This is a genomic window from Pseudoalteromonas sp. H71 (assembly GCF_001468485.1).
Lineage (GTDB): Bacteria > Pseudomonadota > Gammaproteobacteria > Enterobacterales > Alteromonadaceae > Pseudoalteromonas.
Map to the genome: position 1 here is coordinate 14,689 of NZ_LODI01000025.1, position 22,729 is coordinate 37,417.

Annotated in this window: 24 protein-coding genes, 1 tRNA gene and 1 other RNA gene; 6 read left to right on the top strand and 20 right to left on the bottom strand. The window is 40.7% G+C overall.

Annotated features, from left to right (window positions below; translation table 11 throughout):
* Positions 1-190: 190 nt before the first annotated feature.
* Positions 191-265, bottom strand: a tRNA-Arg gene (locus ATS71_RS12410).
* A 247-nt stretch (positions 266-512) separates the two neighbouring features.
* Between ATS71_RS12410 and ATS71_RS12415 the strand changes: the two genes are divergently transcribed.
* On the top strand, positions 513-695 hold the full coding sequence (locus ATS71_RS12415; protein ID WP_006793710.1) for a hypothetical protein: 183 nt from the start codon (positions 513-515) through the stop codon (positions 693-695).
* Here the strand turns inward: ATS71_RS12415 and ATS71_RS12420 are convergent.
* Genes ATS71_RS12420 through ATS71_RS12430 form a run of 3 tightly spaced genes read right to left on the bottom strand, consistent with a single transcriptional unit; the run spans position 692 to position 2,411 of the window.
* The gene (locus ATS71_RS12420; protein WP_058405117.1) at positions 692-1,498 is read right to left on the bottom strand and encodes a phosphotransferase; all 807 of its coding nucleotides are present in this window, start codon (positions 1,496-1,498) and stop codon (positions 692-694) included. The two genes, ATS71_RS12415 and ATS71_RS12420, sit on opposite strands and share 4 nt — an antisense overlap.
* 3 nt (positions 1,499-1,501) lie before the next feature.
* Positions 1,502-2,125, bottom strand: a complete 624-nt coding sequence (gene pnuC, locus ATS71_RS12425; protein ID WP_058405118.1) for a nicotinamide riboside transporter PnuC — start codon at positions 2,123-2,125, stop codon at positions 1,502-1,504.
* Between the two features lie 34 nt (positions 2,126-2,159).
* On the bottom strand, positions 2,160-2,411 hold the full coding sequence (locus ATS71_RS12430; RefSeq protein ID WP_006793713.1) for a YkoF family thiamine/hydroxymethylpyrimidine-binding protein: 252 nt from the start codon (positions 2,409-2,411) through the stop codon (positions 2,160-2,162).
* A gap of 108 nt (positions 2,412-2,519) precedes the next feature.
* Between ATS71_RS12430 and ATS71_RS12435 the strand changes: the two genes are divergently transcribed.
* A complete protein-coding gene (locus tag ATS71_RS12435) occupies positions 2,520-2,759 on the top strand; it encodes a DUF2960 domain-containing protein (protein WP_006793714.1) in 240 nt (79 codons plus the stop codon).
* A gap of 14 nt (positions 2,760-2,773) precedes the next feature.
* On the opposite strand, the gene alr is transcribed toward ATS71_RS12435, so the two are convergent.
* The 9 genes from alr to rpsF form a co-directional block, all read right to left on the bottom strand.
* Positions 2,774-3,853: an alanine racemase gene (gene alr / locus ATS71_RS12440; RefSeq protein WP_058405119.1), complete on the bottom strand. Its 1,080-nt coding sequence runs from the start codon at positions 3,851-3,853 to the stop codon at positions 2,774-2,776.
* Positions 3,853-5,232: a replicative DNA helicase gene (gene dnaB / locus ATS71_RS12445; protein ID WP_006793716.1), complete on the bottom strand. Its 1,380-nt coding sequence runs from the start codon at positions 5,230-5,232 to the stop codon at positions 3,853-3,855. Before dnaB ends, alr begins: the two co-directional genes overlap by 1 nt.
* 110 nt (positions 5,233-5,342) lie before the next feature.
* On the bottom strand, positions 5,343-6,278 hold the full coding sequence (locus tag ATS71_RS12450) for a DUF4097 family beta strand repeat-containing protein (protein ID WP_058405120.1): 936 nt from the start codon (positions 6,276-6,278) through the stop codon (positions 5,343-5,345).
* A 9-nt stretch (positions 6,279-6,287) separates the two neighbouring features.
* Entirely contained in the window at positions 6,288-6,773 is a 486-nt protein-coding gene (locus tag ATS71_RS12455) for a hypothetical protein (RefSeq protein WP_058405121.1), read from the bottom strand.
* Entirely contained in the window at positions 6,760-7,308 is a 549-nt protein-coding gene (locus ATS71_RS12460) for an RNA polymerase sigma factor (RefSeq protein ID WP_058405122.1), read from the bottom strand. The genes ATS71_RS12455 and ATS71_RS12460 overlap by 14 nt, the downstream gene beginning before the upstream one ends.
* Before the next feature lie 231 nt (positions 7,309-7,539).
* Positions 7,540-7,992 (bottom strand): 50S ribosomal protein L9, encoded by a 453-nt coding sequence (gene rplI / locus ATS71_RS12465; RefSeq protein WP_058405123.1) that lies wholly within the window; start codon positions 7,990-7,992, stop codon positions 7,540-7,542.
* Positions 7,993-8,027: 35 nt separating this feature from the next.
* Positions 8,028-8,255: a 30S ribosomal protein S18 gene (gene rpsR, locus ATS71_RS12470; protein ID WP_006793721.1), complete on the bottom strand. Its 228-nt coding sequence runs from the start codon at positions 8,253-8,255 to the stop codon at positions 8,028-8,030.
* A gap of 12 nt (positions 8,256-8,267) precedes the next feature.
* Positions 8,268-8,585, bottom strand: a complete 318-nt coding sequence (gene priB, locus ATS71_RS12475; RefSeq protein WP_006793722.1) for a primosomal replication protein N — start codon at positions 8,583-8,585, stop codon at positions 8,268-8,270.
* A 44-nt stretch (positions 8,586-8,629) separates the two neighbouring features.
* Entirely contained in the window at positions 8,630-8,971 is a 342-nt protein-coding gene (gene rpsF / locus ATS71_RS12480) for a 30S ribosomal protein S6 (protein WP_006793724.1), read from the bottom strand.
* A 367-nt stretch (positions 8,972-9,338) separates the two neighbouring features.
* Between rpsF and ATS71_RS12485 the strand changes: the two genes are divergently transcribed.
* The 3 genes from ATS71_RS12485 to ATS71_RS12495 all read left to right on the top strand — a co-directional run bounded on the left by ATS71_RS12485 (position 9,339) and on the right by ATS71_RS12495 (position 11,662).
* Positions 9,339-10,538 carry an alpha/beta hydrolase-fold protein gene (locus ATS71_RS12485; RefSeq protein WP_058405124.1) on the top strand — a complete coding sequence of 400 codons (1,200 nt, stop codon included), beginning with the start codon at positions 9,339-9,341 and terminating at the stop codon, positions 10,536-10,538.
* 261 nt (positions 10,539-10,799) lie between these two features.
* Positions 10,800-11,147 (top strand): hypothetical protein, encoded by a 348-nt coding sequence (locus tag ATS71_RS12490; protein WP_152995682.1) that lies wholly within the window; start codon positions 10,800-10,802, stop codon positions 11,145-11,147.
* 44 nt (positions 11,148-11,191) lie between these two features.
* Positions 11,192-11,662 carry a hypothetical protein gene (locus ATS71_RS12495; protein WP_058405126.1) on the top strand — a complete coding sequence of 157 codons (471 nt, stop codon included), beginning with the start codon at positions 11,192-11,194 and terminating at the stop codon, positions 11,660-11,662.
* Positions 11,663-11,753: 91 nt separating this feature from the next.
* Here ATS71_RS12495 and ATS71_RS12500 read toward each other — a convergent pair whose 3' ends face one another.
* Genes ATS71_RS12500 through ATS71_RS12515 form a run of 4 tightly spaced genes read right to left on the bottom strand, consistent with a single transcriptional unit; the run spans position 11,754 to position 16,039 of the window.
* Positions 11,754-12,920, bottom strand: coding sequence for an FAD-dependent monooxygenase (locus tag ATS71_RS12500; RefSeq protein ID WP_058405127.1), 1,167 nt, complete (start codon positions 12,918-12,920; stop codon positions 11,754-11,756).
* The gene (gene ubiH, locus ATS71_RS12505; protein ID WP_058405133.1) at positions 12,917-14,104 is read right to left on the bottom strand and encodes a 2-octaprenyl-6-methoxyphenyl hydroxylase; all 1,188 of its coding nucleotides are present in this window, start codon (positions 14,102-14,104) and stop codon (positions 12,917-12,919) included. The genes ATS71_RS12500 and ubiH overlap by 4 nt, the downstream gene beginning before the upstream one ends.
* Before the next feature lie 14 nt (positions 14,105-14,118).
* Positions 14,119-15,441 (bottom strand): Xaa-Pro aminopeptidase, encoded by a 1,323-nt coding sequence (pepP, locus tag ATS71_RS12510; RefSeq protein WP_058405128.1) that lies wholly within the window; start codon positions 15,439-15,441, stop codon positions 14,119-14,121.
* A 34-nt stretch (positions 15,442-15,475) separates the two neighbouring features.
* The gene (locus ATS71_RS12515) at positions 15,476-16,039 is read right to left on the bottom strand and encodes a UPF0149 family protein (protein WP_058405129.1); all 564 of its coding nucleotides are present in this window, start codon (positions 16,037-16,039) and stop codon (positions 15,476-15,478) included.
* Positions 16,040-16,232: 193 nt separating this feature from the next.
* Between ATS71_RS12515 and ssrS the strand changes: the two genes are divergently transcribed.
* Positions 16,233-16,415: non-coding RNA, 6S RNA (gene ssrS, locus ATS71_RS18485), on the top strand.
* 155 nt (positions 16,416-16,570) lie between these two features.
* Here ssrS and ATS71_RS12520 read toward each other — a convergent pair.
* The 3 genes from ATS71_RS12520 to ATS71_RS12530 are packed head-to-tail and all read right to left on the bottom strand — an operon-like array spanning position 16,571 to position 22,351.
* Positions 16,571-19,654: an efflux RND transporter permease subunit gene (locus tag ATS71_RS12520; protein WP_058405130.1), complete on the bottom strand. Its 3,084-nt coding sequence runs from the start codon at positions 19,652-19,654 to the stop codon at positions 16,571-16,573.
* Positions 19,651-20,946, bottom strand: coding sequence for an efflux RND transporter periplasmic adaptor subunit (locus ATS71_RS12525; RefSeq protein WP_058405131.1), 1,296 nt, complete (start codon positions 20,944-20,946; stop codon positions 19,651-19,653). Before ATS71_RS12525 ends, ATS71_RS12520 begins: the two co-directional genes overlap by 4 nt.
* A complete protein-coding gene (locus ATS71_RS12530; RefSeq protein WP_058405132.1) occupies positions 20,936-22,351 on the bottom strand; it encodes an efflux transporter outer membrane subunit in 1,416 nt (471 codons plus the stop codon). Before ATS71_RS12530 ends, ATS71_RS12525 begins: the two co-directional genes overlap by 11 nt.
* Positions 22,352-22,729 lie beyond the last annotated feature (378 nt).

The following is a 22,729-nucleotide window of genomic DNA, read 5'->3' on the forward strand; positions in this document are numbered from 1 at the left end:
AATGTATTAATACACCTTTGCCTGTTGATGTATTTGAATAGCACAAACACAACGCACCAATGGCATAATTAGATATTTATAATAATCAAAACAATAGGCACTAAAGCCTATTTAAGCAAGATAGCTAATACTTAGAGAGGGAATATAAAAATGCAGGTAAGGTATTGAGCAAGGTTAAATAAAAATCAAATGGCGCTCTCGGTAGGGATCGAACCTACAACTCAGCCTCCGGAGGGCCACGTGATATCCATTTCACCACGAGAGCACATTTGCTGCCGCCACATCAACTCGCGATATCAATGTATTAGCATGCGCCAATGATAAAGCCATCTTTACACAAATGCTAGCGACATTAGTTTATATGATTATTAATTAGGCACTTTTAAAGAAAACATGTGACTATTTTATAAAAACGCGTTATTTATTAATATTCGATAAAAATAGTTACGCTTTAGCAACATTTTAACTATCATTGTCACAGAAATAAAAATATTTAATGAGAGGAAGTAATAATGAGTTTGATGTCTACTGAGCAAGTTGCTGAGTTTTTAGGTGTTAAAGAAGAACGCGTAAAACGTCTTGCACGTGAAAGTTTATTAATCGCTAAGTCAGAGGATGAAAACGGCGAACCGCAGTTTGATGCAGATGAAGTAGCAAAATATAAAGAATTAGCAGCGCGTTTTGGTGGCCTTTAAAAGCCACATGCTGCACTAAATTTTAGCAGCTGCGCGCGTAATTTTTTCGCTGGAGCTCTTATGTCGCGCTGCTCATACCAACCAATACTTAAAACCAAAAACAAAAGCTTATAACAATTAAGCTTATCCGTTGATTTCACAAACCCTACTTGTTCATCTTTATATTTAACGTAACTATCTAATAGCGCGTTATCAACCTGCTCATTGAGCTCAAAACTAATACTTAGTGCGGCCAAATCAAAATACACGTCGTTTGTTTTCGCGTACTCAAAATCAATTAAGTATGCGCCTGACTCATTCACTATTATATTGTCTTTAATTAAATCATTATGGCAAAAGCCAAGCTCAATAGGCATAGCTGCAATAAAGTTAACCGCTGCATTAATTTTTTGCTGATACTCAATATACACAGATGAGCATTTATAGCCGTTTAGCTCTTGGGCTATATCCATAGGCTCAGTGACAATCGAGTAAGCATGAACAGCAGCAAGCTTTTTAATAACATCATCGATTAATAAGTCAGTTGCGGTGCTACCGTCAAAGTAATGAAATACAGCAAGTTGGTTTTGTTTATCAAGCCATACGGGGGAAGGACATATATTCGACGCACTCAGAATACGCTGCGCCTCTAAGGCATTTTCTGGCCAATGGTCTTTGTAACGCTTTAATAAATACTTCCCTTGAATGGTATTTATTAAGACGTTTTCGTTGCTTAAGCCTTGTGATAAAGGCACATGTGAAATAACGTCCCTTGGCGCTATAAACGCACGACATTTGTTTATAAGCCCAGTGTAATCACTCATAAATTAAAGCTGTGCGAGTGGCTTAGCTTGGCTTTGCTCGTATTCTTCGTACCAAGTTTTAAAGCCCCACCCTGCCATAATGGTGTAGAACACAAAAAGCGCTAACGTTGGGTAATAGCCTTTCTCGTAATATAAATACATAGAAGCTGCGTCTATGACTATCCAGTACAGCCAGTTTTCAAGAATTTTTTTCGCAACTAAATAAGTGGTCACAACAGCAAAACAGGTTGTAAAGCTATCTAAGTAGGCAAAATCAGCATGCGTATAATTAGTCATAAAATACCCTATGCCTGTTGCCGTAATAGAGGTTAGTATAATTAACAGCGCATGACGTTCCATTGACCAAGAACTAATACTCAGATTGTTATTATTAGCTTTACCTTTTCGCCATACTACCCAGCCAAATACCGCCATATACATGTAATAAAAGTTAAGTAACGACTCCATTAGCAATGCGCCATTCCAATACATGATAGTGTAAATTAGTGTACTAAAAAACGCAGCCGGCCAGCACCAAAGGCTCTCTTTTATAGCTAACAATAAATAAGCAATTGATAGCACAACCGCAATATATTCCCAATGCGACATGGCAGTAAAACCGCTTAAGGTTTTTGTTATAAATTCCATAGTGTGCTGTTACCGTTAAATTGTGGCGAAAAAACTACTGAGGCGATAAATCGCCAGACAAAAACTTACACACAAAAATAGCTTTTCCAAACTCTTCGTATGAACGTTTAATTTCGGTATTGAGTACTTGCATTACTAAATCATAATCGCCAAAAATTTGTGTCGATAGTGTATTTGTAATCACTTTTAAACCATCGTACTCGTTTAATCGATCAATAAAGCCTTTAATAAAAGGAATGTAATCTTGATGTAGTGGGTACTTACTAATCTCTACTGATAATTTCATTATTAACCCTATGGTTTAAGTGCCTAGTTATATCGTGTCATTCAATGCTAGAGCCGCTACTAAATACAGTGTAAAATCGCTGTAATTCTCAATTACAATGAGCTTAATATGGCACGCAGAATAACCTACAAATTTAAAAATCAACCGCGCGAAATTAATTTCGCTAAAGACAAATATCACGACATGTATCAAGCAATTGCTGCTGCCGAAGGCATTGATTTAACCAATTATTTAAGCATGGTACAACAAATAGAAATGACCTCTAAAGGGTCGGCTTCTGTTCGTAACTTTCGTGATCAAGAATTTGCCCGCATGGGCTTTAGTGATATTTACTTTATTAAAGAGTAATTACCACTGTTTAATTACGCCTGATACTCATAACTTACGCGCGGTGTAATATTACATAAAAGCTCGTAAGGAATGGTATCGGCGCACTGTGCTATTTCTTCTACTGGTAGCTCAGGACCCCACATTGTGACTCTGTCGCCTACTTTAATGTTGTGCTCGTTTTGGCCTATGTCTACGCTAATCATATCCATTGCCACACTGCCCACAATACCGTAGCGCTGCTTACCAATAACAACCGGTGTGCCCTCTTTTGCGTGACGCGGATAACCGTCACCATACCCCATAGCAACCACGGCTAACTGAGTAGCTTTATCGCTTTTCCAGCGCCCACCATATCCCACGGCCTCGTTAGCTGGAACATGGCGCACGGCTATAACACGAGTCGTTAATCGCATAACGGGTTTAAGCTGATGCTGCTCACCCAATGCGTTAGCCATAGGTGATACACCATAAAGCATTAAACCAGGGCGTACCCAATCACCATGGCCATTCGGCCACGCAATAATGCCTGCCGAATTTGATAAACAATGTGCTTGGTTAATATTATTTACTAGGCAGTCAAACTGTGAAATTTGCTGTGCTGTTTTAGTGTTATTCACATCGTCCGCGCAGGCAAAGTGGGTCATTAAATTAACGGTGTTATTGGCATTAGGCGTATTTTGCAAGCGCATATAAAATTCATCGAACTGCGCGGGGGCAATACCCAGGCGGTGCATGCCTGTATTTACTTTAAGCCAGCACAATAACGGCGCTTCAAGCTCGGCCTCTTCCAAAGCAGCAAGCTGATACTCATCATGAATAATAGTTTGAAAGTTATTGGCCAATAAAATAGGTAAATCGTCTTTATTAAAAAAGCCTTCAAGTAACACAATTGGTTTTGTTAACCCGCCGGCTCGAAGCGCTAAAGCTTCATCTATACGCGCTACTGCAAATGCGTCTGCATCATTTAAATGTTGAGCAATTTTAACCAAACCATGGCCGTAAGCATTGGCTTTTAATACCGCCATAACTTTACTGTTTGGTGCAAAACGCTTTACCTGCGCTAAATTATGCGCAAGTGCCGTTAAATTAATTTCAGCAGTGGCTAAACGCATTAATATTCGTCATCCATCGCAGGGCCTGCGTAATTATCAAAACGAGAAAACTGCCCTTGGAACGTCAGGCGCACTTTACCAATTGGGCCGTTACGTTGTTTACCTATTATGATTTCGGCGATGCCTTTTTCAGTGCTGTCTTCGTTGTACACTTCATCACGGTATATAAACATGATTAAATCGGCATCTTGCTCTATTGAACCTGATTCACGTAAATCAGAGTTAATTGGGCGTTTATCAGCACGTTGCTCAAGCGTACGGTTTAGCTGCGAAAGCGCAACAACCGGACATTTAAGCTCTTTTGCAAGTGACTTTAGAGAGCGCGAAATTTCTGCAATTTCAAGTGTTCTATTATCCGATAAGCTCGGTACACGCATTAATTGTAAGTAATCGACCATGATCATGCTAATACCACCATGATCGCGCGCAATACGACGTGCACGAGAACGTACATCAGTAGGTGTTAGGCCTGATGCATCATCTACATACATTTTGCCTTTTTCCATCAATAAACCCATGGTTGATGAAAGGCGCGCCCAATCGTCATCATCTAGCTGGCCAGTACGTACCTTAGTTTGGTTAATACGACCAAGTGATGCAAGCATCCTCATCATAATTTGTTCTGAAGGCATCTCTAATGAGTAAATAAGCACAGGCTTGTCTTGAGTCATAGCTGCGTGCTCTGCAAGGTTCATCGCAAAGGTGGTTTTACCCATAGAAGGACGCGCGGCTACAATAATTAAATCAGACGGCTGTAAACCTGTGGTCATTTTATCAAGGTCAGCATAGCCGGTACTTACGCCGGTTACACCATCTTGCGGAGATTGGTATAGCTCTTCTATTTTATCAACGGTTTTTTCGAGTATGTTGTGTATGCTTTGCGGGCCTTCGGTGCTTTTTGAGCGCTGCTCTGCAATTTTAAATACCTTACTCTCGGCAAAATCTAATAAGTCGTGGCTGGTGCGCCCTTCGGTATTAAAACCGGCCTCGGCTATTTCGTTTGCAACACCAATCATTTCACGAACAACGGCACGTTCGCGTACTATGTTTGCGTATGCATCGATATTGGCAGCACTCGGTGTGTTTTTGGCTATTTCGGCTAAGTAAGCAAAGCCACCAATACCAGCAAGTTTATTATTTTTTTCAAGGCTTTCAGAAATCGTGATTAAATCGATTGGATCACCCAACTCTGCAAGCTCTGTCATTGCTTCAAAAATGAGCTTGTGCGTGCGAGTATAAAAGTCTTGAGATACAACAAGTTCGGCTACGCGGTCATATGCTTGGTTATCAAGCATTAAGCCACCTAAAACAGATTGTTCAGCTTCTATTGAATGGGGAGGAACTTTAAGGGTATCGACTTGCTTATCTGGTTTGGCCATAACTTCACAGTACTAAAATTGAATGGCTCTATTCTATCGACTTGCCGGGGTTGTGCAAATAGCAAAGCAGGAAATCTTTTCCTGCTTTTTGTAACTCAAAAGTTTACGATTTACTTTTTAAGCTCAATACGACCACTTATGGTATCCATTTCAATGTCGGCATTGCCGCCATTAATAATAAACTCAAGCTCGCTAGCTGGGCCATATTTGGCTTTTTTTACTTTATCGCTGCTAAGTTTATTAATAATTTTACCATTAGCATGGGCTTCAATCTCAAATTTAGCCGATACATTAGCAGGAAAGAAAAATTCAGCATCGCCGCTTACGGACTCAAAACGTACATCGGCACTGTCTAACAATTCACTAATACGAACCTCAGCTTCGCCATTAACAGTATTAATGCGCAAGTTTTTGATGCTATCTAAGTTAAAGTTTATGTCACCGTTCACATTTTCAAGACGAACATCGTTCGCGCTTGATGTTGACTTAATATCACCATTCACAGCGCTAAAGCGTAACTCACCACTTGACTGTTCATCATTAATTTCGCCGTTTACCGTTTCAAATTGAATATTACCGCTCAGGCTTTGTGCATTCACATCACCGTTAACGCTAGTTAGCTTAATATTACCGGCTAAATCTTGCGCGGTAATTTCACCGTTAACCACATTAACTTCTGCACCATTTTTAAGTGCTTTAGCTATCACCGATACATTAACACCACGAAAGTCTAATGCGCTGCTGTGCGGCATATAAATAGTTAACTTAGAGCCGTCGCCATTGCTGCCCCAGCCCATTTTACGTGGCATTTTTACAACAAAATATGTATTGTCGCCTCTCGTTTCGAGCTCATAGCCTTGCGCCTTATCGTCAAGCTCGCCCACTACCTTAAACTCGCTTTTATCCCACCCAGCAATACTTACATCACCGCGCTGATTTTCAATAAAAACGGTACCACCTTTTGAAACCTCTATTTGTTTATCAATTTTTTCACCTGCAAATGCAGCAAGTGGAAATAAGCTTAATCCTAGTAAAATTGCTTTCATGTTAATCTCCTAAATACTTTGCCAACGAGGTGCATGCACCTTATTAATCAAATCAAGTTGTTGTTGATAAATCTGCGCTAACATTGTTAGCAATGCTTGGTTTTCGGGTTCGTTTTTAAGTGCTTGCTTAATGGCGTACTCTGCCTCTTCAAGCTCTTGTAATTGTGTTTGCCAATTATCGGTCAAGGCATCTTGATTTTTATATTGCACCAGCAAGCTTTGCTTTTGCTGTGCAAAATAGTCACTTATAGCCACAACTGGCTGTGGTTTAGGGTTTATTACAAACATATTGAGTGCCACTAGTGCGGCAAGGGTACAGGCCGCAATTGCGCTTAACTTTGGCCATAAAGTAGTAGCTGATTGCTTAGGTTCATGAGTATTTACAATGGCTCTTTCTATGCCTGCCCACAAATCTTTTTGTGGGGCTATTTCTTTATCAAGCGTGTTTAATGATTTATCTAAAAAGTCGTCAAAGTTTGGTTTATTCATTTTCATACCACTCTTGTAATAACTGCCTTGCTCGATGATATTGCGATTTGCTTGACCCAACGGCAATACCCAACTGCTCTGCTATTTCTTCATGTCGATAGCCTTCCACTGCAAACAACACAAACACCATGCGTGCGCGCTCAGGCAACCTAACAATTAACTTATCTAAGCCGTTTAAGCCTTTACAGTCTTTAACCGATTGCTCATCCATGCCATCCTGTTCAATGCTAACGACTTTTTGCACCCAGTTTTTTTGTTTACGTAAATAGTTAATCGCAATATTACTCGCCACACTGTGTAACCAAGTAGAAAACTGCGAACGACCATCAAACATCGCGATTTTGTGCCACACCTGAACAAACACTTCTTGCGCGGCATCCTCAGCGTGCGACTGATCCGCTAATAAGCGTAAACATAAACCGTAAACGCGTTTAATATGTAACTGATAAAGCAGTGTGTATGCACTTTGATCACCCGACTTTACGCGCTCAATCAATGCATTTTCGCACTCAGCGGGCTGCTCGGGTTTAACGTGTAACATCCGTGATATCACCTTTTAATTATTATGGTATAGGTACCATTTCAAGTGTATTGATAAGTTAGACGCAATAACAGCGGTAAAAGGTTTGAATGAAATGAAAATAAATTTAAATAGTTTTACATTCTAAATAAGAAGAGTAGTAGGAGGCTTTATTACATTAATAATTAAAACACTGAATTTTAGGCACAAAAAAGCCGTGCTAAAGCACGGCTTTTGTCGCTTAATTTAAAATTAAGCTTCAGCGATTACGATTACTTTGATAGTAGCCGTTACGTCTGTGTGAACAGAAATTGATACGTCAAATTCACCAGTCTCACGGATAGTACCTAGAGGCAAACGAACTTCTGACTTAGCAACTTCAACACCAACAGCTGAGATAGCGTCAGCGATGTCACGAGTACCGATTGAACCGAATAACTTACCTTCGTCACCAGCTTTAGATACTAAAGTAACTTCTGCTAATGCTTCTAGTTTTTCAGCGCGTGCTTGTGCAGCAACTAACTGGTCAGCGATTTTCGCTTCAAGTTCTGCGCGACGAGCGTCAAACGTTTCAATGTTAGCTTTAGTCGCAGGAACTGCCTTACCTTGAGGGAAAAGGAAGTTACGTGCGAAACCAGATTTAACTACAACCTGTTCACCTAGGCTACCTAGGTTAGCGATCTTATCTAGTAGAATAACTTGCATGTTTCTACACCTTTTAAAAACTGTTAATCCGCTGCTTACTTATGTAAGTCAGTGTATGGAAGAAGGGCTAAGTAGCGAGCACGCTTAATAGCAGTTGCTAGCTGGCGCTGAAATTTAGCGCTAGTACCTGTAATACGGCTAGGTACGATTTTGCCACTTTCTGTAACATAGTTTCTAAGAGTAGCTAGATCTTTGTAATCGATTTGTTGTACGCCTTCCGCTTTAAAGCGGCAGAACTTACGACGTCTGAAATAACGTGCCATGAGATTAATTCCTCAAATAATTCTTTCTATATGCTGAGCATGCAAAACCAATTGGCTAAGGCCGTTACGACCTTCGTGGCGATTTAAAAAACCACTCACTTGCAATGCCTGCCCAACGTGCAAATGTTGAGTCTGTTGTTGCATTTGCTTTCCACTGGCAACAACCTGAAGCTTTACATAACTATTACGGTTAAGGTCTGCTTCGGTTTGCATCGATTTATGTTCTAAAACAAAAATGCAATGCGGGATGCCAGCAGGGCTTTGGCTTAACTTGGGTGTTTTACAAACTACCCCAGATAAAACCAGCTGATTCATAAAAGGGCTAACCATTTATATTTACCGCCAGTTAAACGCCATGCTTGGACTCAAAACAATTAAGCAGCTGGTGCTTCTTTCTTCTCTTCTCTTGCAAGAGGAGACGCTTCAGTTACTGCAGATTTAGTGCGGATAACTAAGTTACGAAGCACTGCATCGTTGTAGCGGAAAGTAGTTTCTAGCTCGCTGATTACTTCAGTAGGTGCTTCAACGTTCATAAGAACATAATGAGCTTTATGAAGCTTGTTAATTGGGTAAGCCAATTGACGACGGCCCCAATCTTCAAGACGGTGGATTGAACCACCCGCTTCAGTGATAGAACCAGTATAACGTTCGATCATACCAGCAACTTGCTCACTCTGATCTGGGTGAACCATGAATACGATTTCGTAATGACGCATGGATATTCCTTACGGTTAATAGAGCCTTCTACCGTTTCGGCCGGTCGGTTTAAGGCAAGGAATTAATAGTTTAAAAGCCGAAATGAGCGCGCATTTTACGCTTAGCAGGATAATTAAGCAAGCAGGTTTTTTAAGCTTTAATAGATAAGTGTTAAAGCCACTAACATGGCATTACTATCCGCCCGCTTTATATCAACTGCTGCAATAAAGCTAAGTGTTTTGGGGTTTGTTAGTAGACGCCGAGCTTACTCGCATGAAAACGCAGCTTTAATAACTTAAACTTTACGCTTTCATCTAAAACATAAACATTTACTCAAATCTAAAGCCGTGCAATTATTAAGCAACACATTATTAAATAAGGATATTTATGAAGCTCTTATTACCACTTGCCTTGATACTTACTTTTAGCACCTCTTTTTTTAGCTATTCAAACACCGCTACAACCGACATAACCGTTGGTGAAAAAGTTATTCTACAATCAAAAATACTTAACGAAGACAGGCCTATCAGAATTTTTATACCTGACACTGTAAAAGGCGACCAACCGCTTTATGTTATTTATTTACTTGATGGTGTTGAGCACTTTCATACGGCATCTGGCGTTATAAAATCCCTTGTTGATTACGAGCAAATACCTAATGCCATGCTTGTTGCTATTGATACAACTAACCGCGTTCGTGATTACTTACCTAAAGTAGAAGGTGAGCCTAAAACTGAGTTTCAAACCTTTGTTAAAAATAAATGGCCGGAGGCTGGGCAAACCGACAACTTTTTAAAGTTTGTGTCTGACGAACTCATGCCCTACATAAACAGTAATTACTCAACTAACGGCTACAGCACTTTAATTGGTCACTCTAATGCAGGTACATTAGCGCTTTATACTTTAGTTAATCAGCCTGAGTTATTTAACAACTACATCGCTATAAGCCCAAACAGTTGGTGGAGTGATGAAGAGTTAAAAAATAACATTCTTAAATACACTAAACAGCCTAAAGGCGCCCAAGCGTTATTTATTAGTGTAGCGAGTGAAGGCGCGCGTTTTTATACAGGCGCATTAAATACGTTAGTCAATTTAGAACAACAAATGCCCACACAGCTTAAATGGGAATATAAGCATTACCCTACTTTTAGTCATATGGGCACTATACTTCCAGCCCTTAGCGATAGCCTTATTCACCTATTTAGCGACCTGATATTTAAAGTAACTGACGAGCACGGAAAATTCGCTGATGTATCGCTTATTACAGGTTACTACCAAGCACTGAGTGATAAGTACGGATTTGAGCTTAAAATTCCACAAGATGTGTACGTAGAGTTTGCCCATAGCCAGCAAAAATTTGGCAACACAAAAAAAGCGATAACGACCCTTCAACACTTTACTCGCGATTACCCTAATGCCGCTTACTCCCACATGCGGTTATCGCAAGGTTACACGGCTGACAAACAATTTAAAGAAGCCGTTACCAGTATGAAACATGCACTAAAGCTTGCTAAACAAAACTCGCGTGACCCACTGTTAATTGATGCACTACAAGATATGGTGAATGAAGCACAAGCCAATTTGTAACTGATTTAACGCAAAGCGCTTTTTGACTAACGATAGTAATTATGCGCTCGTCACGTCAGTAAGCGACACGCCTAAGGTGAAATTAAGCTCTGTGTTAAACTTTGCATGAAGACGCAGGGCCTGAAAAACGTCGATTTTAATTACTTCAGATCTAAACTAAAAAAATACAATCAATTACTTAACCCAAGTTCGCGCAGTGATTTTAAAGGATTTACCTGAGACTACTAAGCGCCTTAAATTTTTTAATAAGGAGGTATTTATATGCGAACATCAATATGGATGATATACAACTGTCAAAAAATAGAATTTGCTTTAACTCGATTTATTGAACTGAACAACGAACAAATAGAGCTTTGCTTTACTAACTTTGAAGATGCCCAGCAAATAGCAAACCCTATTGGAAGTTGGATTACAGATAAAATATTTAAACCAGGTGATTGGATCTCTTCAGGTAACCCACCCCCAATGAGTTGTAGTTACTTAGTTATAAAAAACTCATATTCAAATGAAAACTCACAATATATAGTTGAATTAATTACTCTTTGCTTAAGGCTAACTTTTCCGCCACCTGTAATAATTTCAAAAGCAGGTACCTATATTGAATTATAAACCCTATCTGGAATAATATCCCTAGCCCCTTGAGAGCGAGCCAAGTGGTACTTGATAATCGAGAGTTAGATAAATTCACTGAGCTACTCTCTAATTTCAATGCTAAGCCTGATTATAGATATCCCTACTTTGAAGAAATATTCAAAATAGCTGAAATTGGAGACGTCTTTATAGAGGCTTTATGCTTATGGGCATTTATAGAAGGCTTTTGGAATACAAACATAGGTGATAGCGTATTAGATCAATCCTTATCAAACATGCTCAGAATTGATAGGTTTCCAGGTGCAAAGAAAAGAGATCCTCGTGTAGTATCCATAAGGAAAAAAATTATTGAACAAAATGAAGTGATAGGAGCAAAGAAAGTTGAAGAACTTAGAAATATTCTTGCCCATGGCTCATATTTAAAGTTAGAAAACACATGGAAAGAAGCTCAGTGGACAGCTATATATGCTCAGAGAGATTTATTGCTAGAAACAGTATTACAAGCGCTAGTGGAACATAATCTAAAAAGTTAAGAACGTTCCTTTGTACTATTTAAACCGATGCTTAAAATAAACATCGGTTTTAACTGAAAGCTGATAGCTAAAAACTGACCGCTTGCCTTTATCACTTTCCTATCGCTTCTTTGGCGAACAGGTGTTTTATTGGACCTAGGTTATCAACGAGTGACAGGCCGACTCCACGTATTAGTTTTTTAACTGGGTTTGCGCCTTCAAATAACTCTTTTAGCCCTTGCATCATGGCTATGTGTTTTTGTGCATCGAGCTTGCGGGTACGCTCGTAATCGCGAAGGGTTCGGGTGCTTGCAAACTCTTTAGTTTCGTTGCTTAACAGCTCAATTAAGTAAGCGGCGTCTTTTAGGCCTAGGTTCATACCCAGCCCTGCCAATGGGTGAATGGTATGTGCTGCATCACCCATTAATACCACGTTGCCATTAACCCATTGTTGGGCGTAACGCATTTTAAGTGGGAACGCGACGCGCTTACTTTGCACTTCACATAAACCGCATTGGCCATCTATGGCGGCCATTACCGCTTTATTAAAGGCGGTGTCGTCCATTGCTAGCAATTCATCACAGTGGTTAGGGCTGGTAGACCACACAATTGAATGGGTATGCTCATCGCTCAGTGGTAAAAACGCTAGCGGCCCGGTTGGTAAAAACACTTGGCGGGCAGTATTTCCGTGTGACTCTTTAGTTTTTACTGTAGCAACTAGCGCGTGGTGGTCGTAATCTTTAAAGTTGAGCGCCATATTAAATTGTTTGCGAATAGCTGAATTTGCGCCATCAGCCGCCACCAGCAACTTAGCAATAATAGGCTCGCCGCTTTTAAGGGTTATAAATACGTCTGATTCACTCTGGTGTATTTGCTGATACTCGGTATCAAACATTAGCGTTGCACTACTTTGCTGCTCAAGCGCTTTTATAAGTGCAAAGCGAATAATGTCGTTTTCAACTATATGGCCTAAATGATCAAGCTCAAGTTGTTCGTTATTAAAGGTTATTTTACCAAAGCTGTCGGCATCACTAACATCCATATGCGTATAGGCACACGCTCGCTCTGCTATTATGTGTGGCCATACGTTTAGCTGCTCTAATAATGTTTGGCTTGCAATACTCAATGCGCTTACGCGTAAACCGTATTCATTATTTGGAGGGGCTTGTGTTGATGCCGCATCGAGTACCACTACACTAATATTAGCCTTAGCTAAGCCCAGAGCTAACGTTAGCCCTACGCAACCACCACCAACAATACAAACCTGTGTTTGCTTCATAAACGTGAACCTTGTTTAACTTGCCCCATTAGCTGTTTTGCTAATGGGGCTTTTAATGCGGGAAATAAATCCATCGAAAACAAGCCAATACTACGACCTAGCGCTAATACTCGAGATGAATTTGAAAATAACCTCACTAATGCATCAGTTAAGGTCATCACCGTATTTATATCTTGGCGGCGCAACTGTTCGTACTCGCGCGTAAACGCATAGCTCCCTAACTCATTAGGGCTATTGGCAATTAAGTCACTCAGTACTTGTACATCACGCAGGCCTAAATTAAAGCCTTGCCCCGCAATAGGATGAATAGCATGGGCGGCATTACCAATAACCACCGTTCTATGAGCTATTAGCGATTCGGCTTGCCCATAAACCAGCGGGTAGCTTGCGCGCATGCCCACTTTTACAAATTGCCCTGCGCGGTAACCAAAGGCTGATTGTAATGCACTTAAAAACTCGATTTCATTTAAAGCCATATACGAATCGGTTTGGCTTTTTTCCATACACCATACTAATGAATAACGGTTGTTACTCATTGGTAATAGTGCCATTGGGCCATGCTGGGTAAAGCGCTCAAAGGCATGGTTATTATGTCCTGCAGCTACTTCTATATTGGCGATAATAGCGCCTTGCTCATAAGGCTGGGTATTAAAATTAAGGCCCATTAGTTGGCGTGTCGGAGATTGCGCGCCATCGGCTACAATAATTAGCTTAGCATTAAGTTGTTTGCCACTTTGCAAAGTCAGTGCGTTGCTATGCAGCGTTTGCTTTATATAGGTTACGCTATCAGGGCAAAATAAACTCATGTTTGATTGCACTAATCGCTGATGAAGCGCACGCCCAAATGGATTAACCTCAACAACATACCCTAAAGAGGGTTTAGCAAATTCATCACACTGTATATGGGTTTTACCAAAATGCCCTTTATCAGACACGCTGACTTTTTTTATGGCCGCTGTATAGGGAGCATTTATTTCAAATAAATTGAGGCTTTGTAAATACTCTACCGATTGCTGGGCAAGTGCGATGCTTCTGTCATCAAAGCTTGGGTGATAATCGGTGGTTACTTGATTTGCTTCAATCACTGCAATATTTAAGCTGGGATTTTTTTTACTTATACTCAGTGCACAACTCGCGCCGACTAACCCACCACCAATTACTACAACATCAAACTGCTTAGCCACTTTACTCTCCAAGCTTATGCGTTTTTAGCGCTTTGCATTAGCGCTTCTATTTCACTGATTGTTTTAGGCACGCTAATGGTTAAGTTGTCGAAGCCCGACTCGGTAACGAGTAAGTTGTCTTCTATACGAATACCAATACCTTTGTATTTTTGTGGCGCGTTTGAGTCTTCGCTAATGTAAAGCCCAGGCTCTATAGTTAAGACCATCCCGGGTTCAAATGCTCGCTCAACATTATTTATTTTATAGTCGCCTACGTCGTGCACATCTAACCCCAGCCAATGCCCAAGGCCATGCATGTAATATTCTTTACATGCCTGCTGCGCCATTAGTTCATCAAAGTCGCCGGTTAAAATACCTAAATCAAGCAAACCTTGGGTTAATACTTCCATTGCTAATTTATTGGCATGCGACATAAACCCGCCGGGTTTAATTTCTTCAAAAGCCATTTCTTGTGCTTTAAGTACAATGTTATAAAGCGCGGCTTGCTGTTCGTTAAACTTGCCATTTACGGGAAAAGTACGCGTAATATCGGCGGCATAGCCTTGCAGCTCACAACCTGAGTCAATTAATACTAGGTCGCCATTTTTAAGCACATCGCTATTTTGCGTGTAGTGCAAAATATTAGCGTTATCACCGCTTCCTACTATTGTGCCGTAAGCTGGATGGGGCGCACCGTTCATTGCGTAATGATGATGAAGCTCTGCTTCTAATTGAAATTCAGTTGCCCCTCCATGTGAAAAGCGCATAGCACGCATGTGTCCACGGGCGCTAATCTCACAAGCTTCTCGCATTACCTCTATTTCGCCCGGCGATTTAAACAAACGCATTTCATGAATAAGGCCACGTATTTCTTTTAACGTACTGGGTGCTTTAAGGCCTTTTCGAGTACCACTTCGCAAAGTGCCTAATAACGAAAACACTTTACTATCAAATGAAGCATAAGCGCCTTGTGCAAAATAAATCGCATTTTTAGCATTTAGCAGTTCAAGCAGCTGCTCTTCTAAATCACTTAATGGGTAGGCTTCGTCAAATAAGTAGTCGCTTTTAGCTTTATCAAAACCAACACGGCGGCCATGCCAAATTTCAGCTAATTTGTCTTTATCAAGGCAAAAAAGGGTACTGGGTGTATCGCTGTTATTACAAAGCACGAGTACAGCATCGGGCTCGTTAAAACCGGTTAAATAAAAAAAGTCGCTGTCTTGTCTGAAAGCATATTCAGTATCACGGCTTCGCGTTACTTCACTAGCAGCCGGGATCAGCGCAATGCTGTTATCATCCATTTGTGCAAGTAGGCGCTCTCTGCGTGCTTTAAACTCTGACTTTTGTATTTCAACCATTATTAGCTAACCCGTAGTACTTTTTTAATTAAGTTTAGTGAAGCGTTTTTTTATCATTTTGGCTGCTTTGCTCTTTACCCAGCTCGGCAAAACAAAGTAGTGCCGATACACGTACATATTCAATCACTTCGTGCAGTGCGTTAGCATCTTCTTCAGTTTCTTCGAAAGTCGTATCTAGGCGTGTTATTTCGCTAAAGTCGCTAATAACTTCTTTCACGTCGGCCGACAGCTTACCGTAGTCTTTTTGCTTTAAACCAAAACCAAGCATAAATCCCGATACCCATGATACGAGGCCATTAGCCTGATCGATGAGTGTTTCGTCATCACTTGGTAAAAATAAATCAAACTGAAATTCTTCATCATTAAAGCTTGCAACAACTTGCTTATAAATAGTGCCAAAAAACGTTTTTAAACCGTTACCGAACGATTCACCATCGTTAAATACATCGCTTAAAAGGCCTAGGTACTCTTTGTCATCAATGCTTAGACCGCATGCTAATAAACCACTAATAACGCCATGCGCTTCGGCAGGAGAGACAAATATTTCGTTTTTTTCTAAAAGTAGTTGGGCTTTTTCGTAATCTGGTAAATCGTTCATAATCAAGTCTTCGCTTTGCTAGTTAAAGCAATGCTACCACTCGATAAAAAGCAACTCCAATTAATTGTATGATCAAGCTCAAAAACCACGCAATAAAGTAAACAGTGAGTTAAAGATGCAGAAAAACTAAGCGAACGACTTAATTTTTTACGTTTTGGGTTTAAGGATTGGACTATGTCTTATATACTTAATTTGTTCCCTGGGATACTGGAGCTGGGTTAAGTCCCTGAGCCGATAAATTTTATACCAGGGTTTCTGTTCGTCTACTATTGTGCAAGCTTGGCATGTACCGAGAAGCCTACGGTAAACCGCAGATTCCCGCCCTGAAACCTTCTGGTTTCAGGACTGAAACCGAGTACCGTATCTTGGGGAACATCATTATCTAACTGCGTTCTCACACGAACATCCAAACTTCTTCATCTATCTACGCTTATCTATCTAACGAAAAAAACTCTCAATTTTGTACAGCTAAAAACAAAAAAGCTGCAGGCAATTGAATACCTACAGCTTTTGTATTAACCCGTTTTAATATTATTTAAACCAGCCCTGAAAACGTTCCATCAACATATAATTGACTGGGACTAGCAATAAAGTAATAAAGGTCGCAAAAATAATCCCAAACCCTAAACTTACCGCCATAGGTATTAAAAACTGCGCCTGAGTTGCCTTTTCAAACAGCAATGGCATTAAACCAATAAAAGTGGTTAAACTGGTGAGCATAACTGGGCGAAAGCGCGATGCGCCAGCGAGTTTAACGGCCTCTATTAAATTGCCACCTTCGCTGCGTTTTTTATTAATAAAATCGACCAATACAAGCGAATCATTCACTACCACGCCTATTAACGCAAGCATACCTAGTAAGCTCATAATGGTTAAATCCATACCCATTATCCAATGCCCAACTACAGCGCCAATCATGCCAAATGGAATAACGCTCATAACAATAATTGGTTGCATGTATGACTTAAACGGAATGGCTAATAGTGCATAAATAATGAAAAATACAAACACTAACGCCCAAGCCAATGAGCCAAACGACTCTCTTTGCTCTTTGGCTTCACCTTCAAGTTTATAGTCAACACCCGGGTATTGCTGCATTAGTTCGTCTAGGTATTGTGCTAGGTCGGCTTGAAGCACCGTCATGTTGGTGTTGTTTTTTTCTATATCAGCTGTCACATTTAGTGTGCGGTAACGATCAATACGGTTTATGGTTGACGGGCTTTGCCCTGCCGTAAGTGTTGCCACGTGCGACAATGGCACAGAGCCGCCATCGGGGGTGTTAATTAGAATATTTTGTAAATCAGCTATCGAGCGGCGCTCATCGATAGGCAAACGCACCATTACACGCACGTCGTCTCGTCCGCGTTGAATACGTTGAACCTGCGAGCCAAAAAACGAATTACGCACTTGTCCTGCTACATTTACACGGTTTAAACCCAGCGCTAAACCTTGTTGTGTAAGCTCTATACGCAACTCTTCTTTACCATCAGACATACTATCGGCAATATCAAACACCGTTGGGTACGTTGCTAAACGGTTTTTAATGTTATCAGCAACATCTTGTAATATTGTTAGTGAAGTACCACTTAGTTGAACGTCTATTGGGTCTGAGCTTCGGCCAATTTCAGCTCTAAATGTTAGGCTTTCAGCACCAGGAATCACACCAATTAAATCGCGCCATTCACTAGCAAGCTCCCGCGAACCTATATCTGACTCACGCTTTTCTGCAGGTGTAATCTCAAAGCGTACCGCGCCAGAGTTTGACACACCGCCTCGTCCACCAGTAGTCGCTAGTATATTTAAAATAACGCTTTCGCCTGTATCAGGGTCGCGATATTTGTCTTGTAATTGCTGCGCCTTTTCAGACATATCAATTACGTATTTATTAGTTACTTCAAACGGTGTACCTGTTGGCAGTGTTAGATTGACTCGTACAGTTTCGCTAGGAATACGTGGGAAAAAGATAAACTTAGTCCAACCACTGGTGATCATGGTTAAAATAATAAAAAACACACCAACAAATAAACTGACCGTTGCTAATTTATGGCGCAAAGCAGTGTTTAATATAGGTTGGTAATATTTTAAAATTGCACTTTCAAAGCCATCTGCAAAGCGTTGTTGAATCGCTTCAAGCTTTGATGGTTCACCTTTTTGGTGGCGTAGTTTTATGTATTTTAAATGTGCTGGTAACACAAATTTAGATTCAATTAGCGAAAACAGTAACACCGGAATAACCACTACCGGAATTTGTGCAAATAAAGCGCCCCGCGCCCCTTCAATAAATGCTAAAGGTAAAAAGGCAGCAACGGTAGTCAGTACACCAAAGGTAACCGGAGTAGCAACTTCTTGAGTACCCAATATAGCAGCCTGCTCACCCGATTCTGCGGTTTTTAAATGGGTATATACGTTTTCGCCGGTTACTATGGCGTCATCAACCACAATACCAAGTACTAAAATAAAGCCGAATAGGCTCATTATATTTAACGTTACACCAAAAATTGGCATCGCAATAAATGCACCCATAAACGATACAGGAATACCAATAAACACCCAAAATGCAATTGCTGGGCGTAAAAATAGCGTGAGCAGTGCCAGTACTAAAATACCACCTTGTAAAGCATTACTGGTCAAAGTAGCGATACGGCTTTTAACTAGCTCTGAGTCGTCATCCCAATAACTTAGTTTAAAACCCTGTGGTAGCGTGGCTTGCTGCTCTTCAATATAATTTTTAACATCGTCTGCCACGGTTATCGCGCTTTGCGGGCCAATTCGGTAAACGTCTATAAACGCCGCTTGCTTACCATTAAAACGGGTGCGTACTGGCGTTTCTTCAAAATCGTCTTTAATTGTAGCAATATCACCTAAACGGATAATCGTTCCGTCGGCTTGGTTTTTGACTACTATGCTAGCAAATTCGTCTTTACGATAAGCCTGCCCTTTTGAGCTAATTAGTACATCGCCGCCTTCTGTTTTTAAGTTACCAGCAGAAATATCAGAACTTGAATTAGCAATAGCACTCGATATTTGCGCAAGGCTTAGGTTGTACTGGCGAAGTGTGTCTTGGCTAACTTCAATGGCTAACTCGTAGTCTCGTACACCACTTAACTCTACCTGCGTTACGTTAGGTAAGCGAAGTATTTGATCTCGTACTTTTTCGGCATATTCACGCGTTTCTTTTTCGCCGTAATCGCTTGATACGGTAACGGCTATTACTTCTCTTTTACGCTCAGCTAGCGCAACAATTGGTTTTTCTGCATCGCCAGGAAACGTATTAATTGCATCTACTCGGCTTTTAATATCAGCTAATAACTCACGTGGGTCATAACCACTTTCAACCTCAATAGTTACAGAGCCTGCTCCCTCTGACGAGCGGCTAAATATTTGTTTAATACCCTCTAAGTCTTGCACCGCTTCTTCTATACGAATAGTCACGCCCTGCTCTACATCTTCAGGGGTTGCACCACGCAGGCTAACACCTACGCTTATCATATCGGTTTCAAAGGACGGAAATACTTCCAGTGGTATTTTACTGGATAGGCTAAATAGTCCCGACAACAACAAAGTTACTAACAATAAGTTGGCAGCAACATGGTTTTTGGTAAACCAAGCAATCATGCTTTATCTCCTTGCTTGGCCGCGCGACGTTTTTTTATTAGCTCTTCAACACTTATACCAAGCTCTTTTGCTTTTTGCTCTAGCTGCTCACGAGTCGGACGCTTACTTTTAGATACTTTTTCTTTTGGCTGCGCACCTAAAATACTCACTTTAGTGCCTGAACTTACTTGCCCTAGCGGCGTAACAACTAATTTATCGTTCGCTTTTAAACCGGTTTTGATCATTGCTTGGTTGGCGTTTTGCCATGCAAAAGTTACGTCTTTACGCTTTAATACATCACCTTCAACTACGTAAACATAGGTGCCTTGATAAATTGTACTGTTAGGAATGATCAACGCATTTTGCACCGTTTTACCCGCTATTTGCGCTTTTATGTATTGCCCTATTTTAATGGGATACTGATTACTAGCGGTCGATTTATATGGGTCGTCTATTTTTGCCACCACGTATAGTTGCTGCGCGTTTTCGTCAATTGCGCCCTCGGTGCGTGCCAGTTGACCTTGCCATGTTTGCTCACCCACTAAATCAGAACTAAATTTAACTAACGAACCCGCTTGGTTTTTAGCACCATCACGGTATTGCTCTGGCAGGTTAACAAACGAAAGGTCTTTATTTTTTATTGGTAAGCGAATTTCAACACTATCAATAGCGTAAATAGTGGCAAGTTGGGTATTGTTACTCACTACTTGACCTAAATCGACACTGCGACTCAGTATACGCCCAGCATAAGGTGCAGTAACCTTTGTACGCTCTAAATCAAGCTCTGCTTTTTCAAGGGTAGCCTGAGCCGATAGCACTTGTGCTTGCGCCGCTGCTAATTGCGGCTCACGCAATACCAAGCTGCTGGCTTGGCTTGAACCACCAAGACGCTTCCAATCAGTCAGTGCTTGTTGCCCGCGGGCCTTTTCTTCTAATAAGCTTTGCTCTGCTGTGAGCAAGTTAGCTTGCGCAGATTTAACCTCTGCCTGATGATCTCTATCATCTAGCTTTAATAACACGTCGCCTTTTTCAAAAAAGCCACCTTCTCTAAACTCATCACTCACTTCAGTTATTTGCCCAGATGCTTGAGCAACAAGTAAGCTTTGAGTTCTTGGTTTTACCGTACCATAGCTGTCTATCATTACTTGATAGCTTTGAGGCACAAGCTCAAGTACAGACACACTAATTGCTGCTTTTGGTGCTGAGCCAAAACGTCTCGCCTCTGGCGGATTACTCTTTATAAAAAATACAATTAAAAGAGCGGCAACAACAACCGCGGCTGGAATAATAATTTTAGCTGTTTTAGTTTTCATCGTTATTGCTCTTTAAGTCGCCTGACGGTTTTTCAAAATCACCACCAAGGGCAACATGTAGGTTGATTCTATTTGCGATTAATTGATTTTTAATTTGTATTAATGAACTTTGCGCATCAAATGAGCGACCTTGTGCATCAAGTACCGTGGTATAAGTTACTAAGCCACTTTGATATTGCTCAAACGATAACTGCTCGGCAGCAAGTGCATTTTTTTGTGCTTCAAGGGTGCTGGTGTACTGCGCTTTTAAAGACTGCTGCTGCGATATTGCATTTTCTACATCAGCAAATGCATCGTACAAGGTTTGTAAATATTGCTGTTCTTGCTTTTGTGTATTCAGGCGCGCAATTTCTTCATTGGCTTGTAAACGACCGCCCTCAAAAATAGGTGCCGAGATACTTCCGAGTAAAGACCATGCAAGGCTTGAAGGGGAAAACAAATCACTCACTCTGTCGGTACTATCACTTAAGCTTGCCGCTAAGTTTAAGCTCGGAAAGCGCTGCTTATGTGCATAAGCCAGTGACGCATCAGTAGCTAATAACTCGTACCAACTAGCAAGTAATGCGGGCTTTCGAGTGATGAGTTCTGAAGGAATTCCAACTGGGATTTCGGTCTCAATAACCGGTAAGTCAGTACTTGCTGCAATGGCCCCTTTTGGGTACTCACCTAATAAGCGCTCAAGCACTCTTGCTGCACTTGATAGACTCGCTGTTTGAGTGGCAATGCGTGAGCGCTCGTTATTAAGCTCATTGCGGGCTAAATAAACATCAAGTGCCTCGTTAATACCTTGGCGATAACCCGACTCAATTATATCGAGGTTTTGCTTAGCATTTTCTTCACGGCGCTTATATAAATCGAGTAACTGCTGCGCAGACACAACATCAAACCAGCCTTTTACAACATCTGAAACGAGTTGTTGTTTTGCTTGTTCAAAACGCGATTTTTGCGCTAAATAAGAAAGGTTAGCCTCACGCTTTGAATCCGACAGCTTGCCCCACAAGTCAACCTCGTAATTTAAGTTTAAGCTTACCGAGCTAGCATTGTTATAACTAACAGGCCGGTTATTTTTACTACGGCTAGTACGCGTAGATAAATCCAAACTTGGCCATAGCGCTGCCCCTGTTGCTATAAGTTGCTGCTTAGTAATTGCAACATCGTAGCTATTTTGTAAAAGTTGTTGGTTGTTTTTAAGCGCCTGTTCAACATATTTTGTCAGTAGCGGAGTGTTTAGTTGCATTAACCATTCATCTTCCACTTTCAAAACTGAACTTGCTGCTTGTTGTGACCACTGCTGCGGAAGAGCGTTCGGCGCTTGTTCGCGCTGCGAAGGATTTAAGTTACTCGCACAGCCACTGAGCAGCATCACACTAAGTGCCAATAAAGTTGGCTTGCATTGCCAAATCATAATTTAACCTGAATTACTGCTATTTATGAATGTAATTCAAGCACCTTGACTAATTTTGCTCAACTTACTTTACATAACATTACATAGCTAGCGGTGAGTAAACGAATAATTAAGTTATACGGCAAAAATGATTAAATGATCAGCAACAGTGCAAATAAACACACTAATCAAAAACTCCAATATTTAGCTTACAAACAAACAGCCCATAAAAGTTATTAAAAATTTTATAGGCGTTTTAAAGTTGCAAAAATACAAACAACAAAACGTAATAGGCAAATTTTTAATTTAAAGATAAGTGATCAACACTACAGAATAAGTAGGTTACTTAAGCAGACTGCTGATTGCAGTACATTGAAATTACTGTTGAATGAATGGTGC

What these genes read in the sequence shown, in the direction of transcription:
- ATS71_RS12415 (WP_006793710.1), top strand. Translation starts at nt 513, where the DNA reads ATGAGTTTGATGTCTACTGAGCAAGTTGCTGAGTTTTTAGGTGTTAAA.
- ATS71_RS12420 (WP_058405117.1), bottom strand. Translation starts at nt 1,498, where the DNA reads ATGAGTGATTACACTGGGCTTATAAACAAATGTCGTGCGTTTATAGCG.
- pnuC (WP_058405118.1), bottom strand. Translation starts at nt 2,125, where the DNA reads ATGGAATTTATAACAAAAACCTTAAGCGGTTTTACTGCCATGTCGCAT.
- ATS71_RS12430 (WP_006793713.1), bottom strand. Translation starts at nt 2,411, where the DNA reads ATGAAATTATCAGTAGAGATTAGTAAGTACCCACTACATCAAGATTAC.
- ATS71_RS12435 (WP_006793714.1), top strand. Translation starts at nt 2,520, where the DNA reads ATGGCACGCAGAATAACCTACAAATTTAAAAATCAACCGCGCGAAATT.
- alr (WP_058405119.1), bottom strand. Translation starts at nt 3,853, where the DNA reads ATGCGTTTAGCCACTGCTGAAATTAATTTAACGGCACTTGCGCATAAT.
- dnaB (WP_006793716.1), bottom strand. Translation starts at nt 5,232, where the DNA reads ATGGCCAAACCAGATAAGCAAGTCGATACCCTTAAAGTTCCTCCCCAT.
- ATS71_RS12450 (WP_058405120.1), bottom strand. Translation starts at nt 6,278, where the DNA reads ATGAAAGCAATTTTACTAGGATTAAGCTTATTTCCACTTGCTGCATTT.
- ATS71_RS12455 (WP_058405121.1), bottom strand. Translation starts at nt 6,773, where the DNA reads ATGAAAATGAATAAACCAAACTTTGACGACTTTTTAGATAAATCATTA.
- ATS71_RS12460 (WP_058405122.1), bottom strand. Translation starts at nt 7,308, where the DNA reads ATGTTACACGTTAAACCCGAGCAGCCCGCTGAGTGCGAAAATGCATTG.
- rplI (WP_058405123.1), bottom strand. Translation starts at nt 7,992, where the DNA reads ATGCAAGTTATTCTACTAGATAAGATCGCTAACCTAGGTAGCCTAGGT.
- rpsR (WP_006793721.1), bottom strand. Translation starts at nt 8,255, where the DNA reads ATGGCACGTTATTTCAGACGTCGTAAGTTCTGCCGCTTTAAAGCGGAA.
- priB (WP_006793722.1), bottom strand. Translation starts at nt 8,585, where the DNA reads ATGGTTAGCCCTTTTATGAATCAGCTGGTTTTATCTGGGGTAGTTTGT.
- rpsF (WP_006793724.1), bottom strand. Translation starts at nt 8,971, where the DNA reads ATGCGTCATTACGAAATCGTATTCATGGTTCACCCAGATCAGAGTGAG.
- ATS71_RS12485 (WP_058405124.1), top strand. Translation starts at nt 9,339, where the DNA reads ATGAAGCTCTTATTACCACTTGCCTTGATACTTACTTTTAGCACCTCT.
- ATS71_RS12490 (WP_152995682.1), top strand. Translation starts at nt 10,800, where the DNA reads ATGCGAACATCAATATGGATGATATACAACTGTCAAAAAATAGAATTT.
- ATS71_RS12500 (WP_058405127.1), bottom strand. Translation starts at nt 12,920, where the DNA reads ATGAAGCAAACACAGGTTTGTATTGTTGGTGGTGGTTGCGTAGGGCTA.
- pepP (WP_058405128.1), bottom strand. Translation starts at nt 15,441, where the DNA reads ATGGTTGAAATACAAAAGTCAGAGTTTAAAGCACGCAGAGAGCGCCTA.
- ATS71_RS12515 (WP_058405129.1), bottom strand. Translation starts at nt 16,039, where the DNA reads ATGAACGATTTACCAGATTACGAAAAAGCCCAACTACTTTTAGAAAAA.
- ATS71_RS12520 (WP_058405130.1), bottom strand. Translation starts at nt 19,654, where the DNA reads ATGATTGCTTGGTTTACCAAAAACCATGTTGCTGCCAACTTATTGTTA.
- ATS71_RS12525 (WP_058405131.1), bottom strand. Translation starts at nt 20,946, where the DNA reads ATGAAAACTAAAACAGCTAAAATTATTATTCCAGCCGCGGTTGTTGTT.
- ATS71_RS12530 (WP_058405132.1), bottom strand. Translation starts at nt 22,351, where the DNA reads ATGATTTGGCAATGCAAGCCAACTTTATTGGCACTTAGTGTGATGCTG.